The organism is Glaciibacter sp. 2TAF33 (assembly GCF_052114945.1).
Classification (GTDB): Bacteria; Actinomycetota; Actinomycetes; order Actinomycetales; family Microbacteriaceae; genus Cryobacterium.
Window position 1 is genome coordinate 1 of sequence record NZ_JBFRFS010000026.1, and the last position, 4,847, is coordinate 4,847.

The following is a 4,847-nucleotide window of genomic DNA, read 5'->3' on the forward strand; positions in this document are numbered from 1 at the left end:
TCAGTTCCGGCAGTCGCTGGGCGACGTCGAGGAAGCGTTCGATCTCGTCAGGTTCGAGCACGTCGCCGGCCAGGGTACGGAACTTGTTCACGTACTCGGCCCGGCCGAACGGGCGGGCGCCGAGCGGATGCGCATCCGCTACCGCGATCTCGTCGACGATGGTSSWSCCRTCGGCGAGGGTGATCACCACGCGCCCGCCGAACGCCTTCTCGTTCACGTCGAGCGAGTGGTAACGGCGGGTCCACTCCGGGTCCTCGACCGTGGTGGTCTTCTGCCACAACGCGACGGTGTCCGGCCGGTTCGCCCGCTCCGGGGAGTACGAGTCGACGTGGTGCCAGGCGCCGTCCTGCAGGGCGACGGTGAAGATGTACGGGATCGAGTGGTCMAGGGTCTCCCGCGACGCCGTCGGGTCGTACTTCTGCGGGTCGTTCGCGCCGGACCCGATCACGTAGTGGGTGTGGTGCGAGGTGTGGATGACCACGGAGGCGACGTTGGCCGGGTCGGCGAGGGCCGGGTGCTCGGCGTGGAGTTTCCGGGCCAGGTCGATCCACGCCTGCGCCTGGTACTCCGCCGAATGCTCCTTGGTATACGTGTCGAGRATGGCCCGCTTGGCCTCACCGGCGGCCGGCAACGGCACCTGGTAGGAGGCGTCCGGACCGTCCAGCAGCCAGGCGATCACCCCGTCCTCGCCCTCRTAAATCGGGGTCGGGCTGGTCTSMCCGCGCATCGCCCGGTCGATGGCTTCCACGGCCATCTTCCCGGCGAACGCCGGCGCGTGCGCCTTCCAGCTGGAGATCTCGCCCTTCCGSGACTGCCKSGTSGCCGTCGTGGTGTGCAGCGCCTGGCCGACAGCCTGGAAGATCGTCTCAATCGGCAGGCCGAGCAGGGCGCCGATCCCGGCCGCCGCGCTCGGSCCCAGGTGGGCGACATGGTCGATCTTGTGCTTGTGCAGGCTGATCGCCTTGACCAGGTCGACCTGGATCTCATACCCGGTCGCGATGCCGCGCACGAGGTCCCGGCCGGTCAGCCCACGATCGGCGGCCACATGCTGCGCGACCGCGAGGATCGGCGGGATGTTGTCSCCCGGGTGCGAGTACTCCGCGGCCAGGAAGGTGTCGTGGTAGTCGAGCTCCCGCACCGCCACCCCGTTGGCCCACGCCGCCCACTCCGGCGAAACCCGGATCGCCGCATCCGGACCGAACACATTCGCACCATCCCCGCCGGTCGAGCGTGGGTGGGAGAGCGCCTGCGACCGCGCCGACACCACCGGCTTCCGGGTCAGTGACGCCGCCGCAACCGACGCGTTGTCGATCACCCGGTTGATCACCATCTCGGTGACCTCAGCGGACACCTCCACCGGATCGGCCGCGACCTSGCGCAGGATCGCGTCGATGATGACGAGATGTTCGGCAGTGGCCTGGTCGAGGCGCCGAGGGTTGGAGTGGGCGTGCCGACGCACCCGCGCCAGGTGACCACGGATGTCTCTCAACGCGTTGCGCAGGTACGAGTTGTCCATGGCGTCGTCGATCGCCTCGTCGAGCCGATCGGCGAGGGCGTAGGAAGTGCTGGTGCTCTCCGGAGTGGTGTCGCTCTGTTCAAAGCCGGACGAGACGTCGAGGAACTCGCGCTTCAATGCCTCGAAAATCTCGGGATCGCGTCGCCGCGCGGCCAGCCGGGCCGCCTGGGTATCGAGTGCTTCACGGAGTTCGAAGAGCATGCGGATGTGCTCGCGAGAGACCGGGGTGACGACCGCGGTGCGGCCGGATGCGTTGGAGACCAGCCCTTCGGCGATCAGTCGGGAAAGAGCTTCGCGAACCGGCGTGCGGGACACGCCGATGCGGGCGGACAATTCGACTTCGGCCAGAGGCGTACCCGGTTCCAGGCGCCACTGGATGATGTCGTCTCGAAGACTCTCGTAGGCAACATCGCTGGCTCGCATGGTGTCCATCGTAGCGGTGAGAAAGCGAGTATGTATACATACAGAAGAATTCAGCATGCCCGCTTGGCTGATAACACGCGCAAAATCAACAATTCTCGAAAGAATCGCGCTTCTTCTGTATGCAAATGTATTGCGACGACATCGCGCCTGAGATAGCTTGTGCAGCAGGAAGAGCCTGCGCTCAGGAGGCACCGACGCCTCAGTCTCCCAATCCGCCTGGAGCATTATCCGAAATGCGCCACGCTCGAAAGGTCTGCATGTTCTCGAAAATTTTGGTTGCCAACCGTGGTGAGATCGCGATCCGTGCGTTCCGTGCGGCGTATGAGCTGGGTGCGAAGACGGTGGCGGTGTTCCCGTTCGAGGACCGCAACTCGTTGCACCGGCTGAAGGCCGACGAGGCCTACCAGATCGGTGAGCCGGGGCATCCGGTGCGCGCGTATTTGGACGTGGCTGAGATCATCCGGGTGGCCGTCGAGTCCGGCGCCGACGCGATCTACCCCGGTTACGGGTTCCTCTCCGAGAACCCGGAACTGGCCGAGGCGGCGGCGGCTGCGGGGATCACGTTCATCGGCCCGGGCAAGAGCGTGTTGGAGATGGCGGGCAACAAGGTCACGGCGAAGGAGCACGCCATCGCGGCGGGGGTGCCGGTGCTCAAGTCGACCCCGCCGTCGAAGGACGTCGACCTGTTGATCAGCCAGGCGGAGGAGATTGGGTTCCCGATCTTCGCGAAGGCGGTCGCCGGTGGCGGCGGGCGGGGGATGCGCCGGGTGGGTTCGGCGGCGGAGCTCCGCGGGTCTTTGGAGGAGGCGATGCGGGAGGCCAACAGCGCGTTCGGTGACCCGACGATGTTCCTGGAGCAGGCGGTGCTCCGTCCGCGTCACATCGAGGTGCAGATTTTGGCGGATGCGACCGGGGAGACGGTGCACCTGTTCGAGCGGGACTGCTCGGTGCAGCGCCGGCACCAGAAGGTGATCGAGATCGCGCCGGCGCCGAACCTGGACGAGGACATCCGCCAGGCCCTCTACAAGGATGCCGTCGCGTTCGCCCGGTCGATCGGGTACGTCAACGCGGGCACCGTGGAGTTCCTCCTCGACACGGTCGGGGAGCGTGCCGGCCAGCACGTGTTCATCGAGATGAACCCCCGGATCCAGGTGGAGCACACCGTCACCGAGGAGGTCACCGATGTGGACCTGGTCCAGTCGCAGATCCGCATCGCCGCGGGGGAGTCCCTGGCCGACCTCGGCCTGCAGCAGGAGAACATTGTGCTCCGCGGCGCCGCGTTGCAGTGCCGGATCACCACCGAGGACCCCACGGCCGGGTTCCGCCCGGACACCGGGAAGATCACCACGTACCGGTCGCCGGGTGGTGCGGGGATCCGGATGGACGGTGGAACCATTAACCCGGGCGCGCAGATCAGCCCGCACTTCGACTCGATGCTGGCCAAGCTCACCTGCCGCGGCCGGGACTTCAACGCCGCGGTGATCCGGTCCAGGCGCGCCCTGGCGGAGTTCCGGATCCGCGGCGTGTCGACGAACATCCCGTTCCTGCAGGCGGTGCTGGACGACCCGGACTTCGCCGCCGGGAACCTGTCCACGTCGTTCATCGATGAGCGGCCGGAGTTGCTCCGTGGCCGGGAGTCCAAGGACCGCGGCACGAAGATCCTGAACTGGTTGGCCGATGTGACGGTGAACCAGCCCAACGGGGTCCCGGTGACCACGGTGAACCCGGCCGTGAAGCTCCCGCCGCTGGACCTCACCGTTCCGGCCCCGGCCGGGTCGAGGCAGCGCCTGCTGGAGCTGGGGCCTGCGGGTTTCGCGGCCGCCCTCCGCGCCCAGACCGCCCTCGCGGTCACCGACACCACGTTCCGGGACGCCCACCAGTCGCTTTTGGCGACGCGGGTGCGGACCCGCGACCTGGTCGCCGTCGCCCCGTACGTGGCGCGGCTGACCCCGCAGCTGCTGTCGGTGGAGGCGTGGGGCGGCGCCACCTACGACGTGGCGCTGCGGTTTTTGGGTGAGGACCCGTGGGAGCGCCTGGCGTCCCTGCGGGAGGCGTTGCCGAATGTGAACATCCAGATGCTGCTCCGCGGCCGGAACACGGTCGGGTACACCCCGTACCCGACCGAGGTCACTGACGCGTTCGTGAAGGAGGCCGCCGCGACCGGGGTGGACATCTTCCGCATCTTCGACGCCCTCAACGATGTGTCGCAGATGCGGCCGGCGATCGACGCGGTCCTGGCCACCGGGACCGCTGTCGCGGAGGTCGCCGTCTGCTACACCGGGGACCTCCTGGACCCGGCGGAGGATTTGTACACCCTGGACTACTACCTGGGGTTGGCGGAGCAGATCGTCGACTCCGGCGCCCACATCCTCGCGATCAAGGACATGGCCGGGCTCCTCCGCCCGGCGGCGGCGGCGAAGCTGGTCACCGCGTTCCGGGACCGGTTCGACCTGCCGGTGCACCTGCACACCCACGACACCGCGGGCGGGCAGATGGCGACCCTCCTGGCCGCGTCGAACGCCGGCGTCGACGCGGTCGACGTCGCCTCCGCGGCGATGGCGGGGACCACCTCCCAGCCGTCGGAGTCGGCCCTGGTCGCCGCGCTCGCGCACACCGACCGGGACACCGGCATCCGTTTGCAGAACGTGCTCGACCTGGAACCGTACTGGGAGGCCGTCAGGCTGGTGTACCGTCCGTTCGAGTCCGGGCTGGCCGGGCCCACCGGCCGGGTCTACAAGCACGAGATCCCCGGCGGGCAGCTCTCCAACCTCCGCACCCAGGCCGTCGCCCTCGGCCTGGCCGACCATTTCGAACTGATCGAGGACATGTACGCCGCGGCGAACACCATCCTCGGCCGGGTGCCGAAAGTCACCCCGTCCTCGAAAGTCGTCGGCGACCTGGCCCTGTA

2 protein-coding genes and 1 pseudogene are annotated in these 4,847 nt (G+C 68.1%); 1 reads left to right on the plus strand and 2 read right to left on the minus strand.

Annotation, left to right across the window (positions count from 1 at the left end; translation table 11 throughout):
- Together AB4Y94_RS17740 and AB4Y94_RS17745 are read right to left on the minus strand one after the other, a co-directional pair.
- The coding region (locus AB4Y94_RS17740; protein WP_441729346.1) for an MmgE/PrpD family protein at positions 1-1,717 on the minus strand (1,717 nt) is incomplete at its 3' end.
- A gap of 87 nt (positions 1,718-1,804) precedes the next feature.
- Positions 1,805-2,164 (minus strand): annotated as a pseudogene (locus AB4Y94_RS17745) (GntR family transcriptional regulator); the annotation flags it as partial.
- 32 nt (positions 2,165-2,196) lie between these two features.
- Between AB4Y94_RS17745 and AB4Y94_RS17750 the strand changes: the two are divergent.
- The coding region (locus AB4Y94_RS17750) for a pyruvate carboxylase (protein ID WP_441729344.1) at positions 2,197-4,847 on the plus strand (2,651 nt) is incomplete at its 3' end.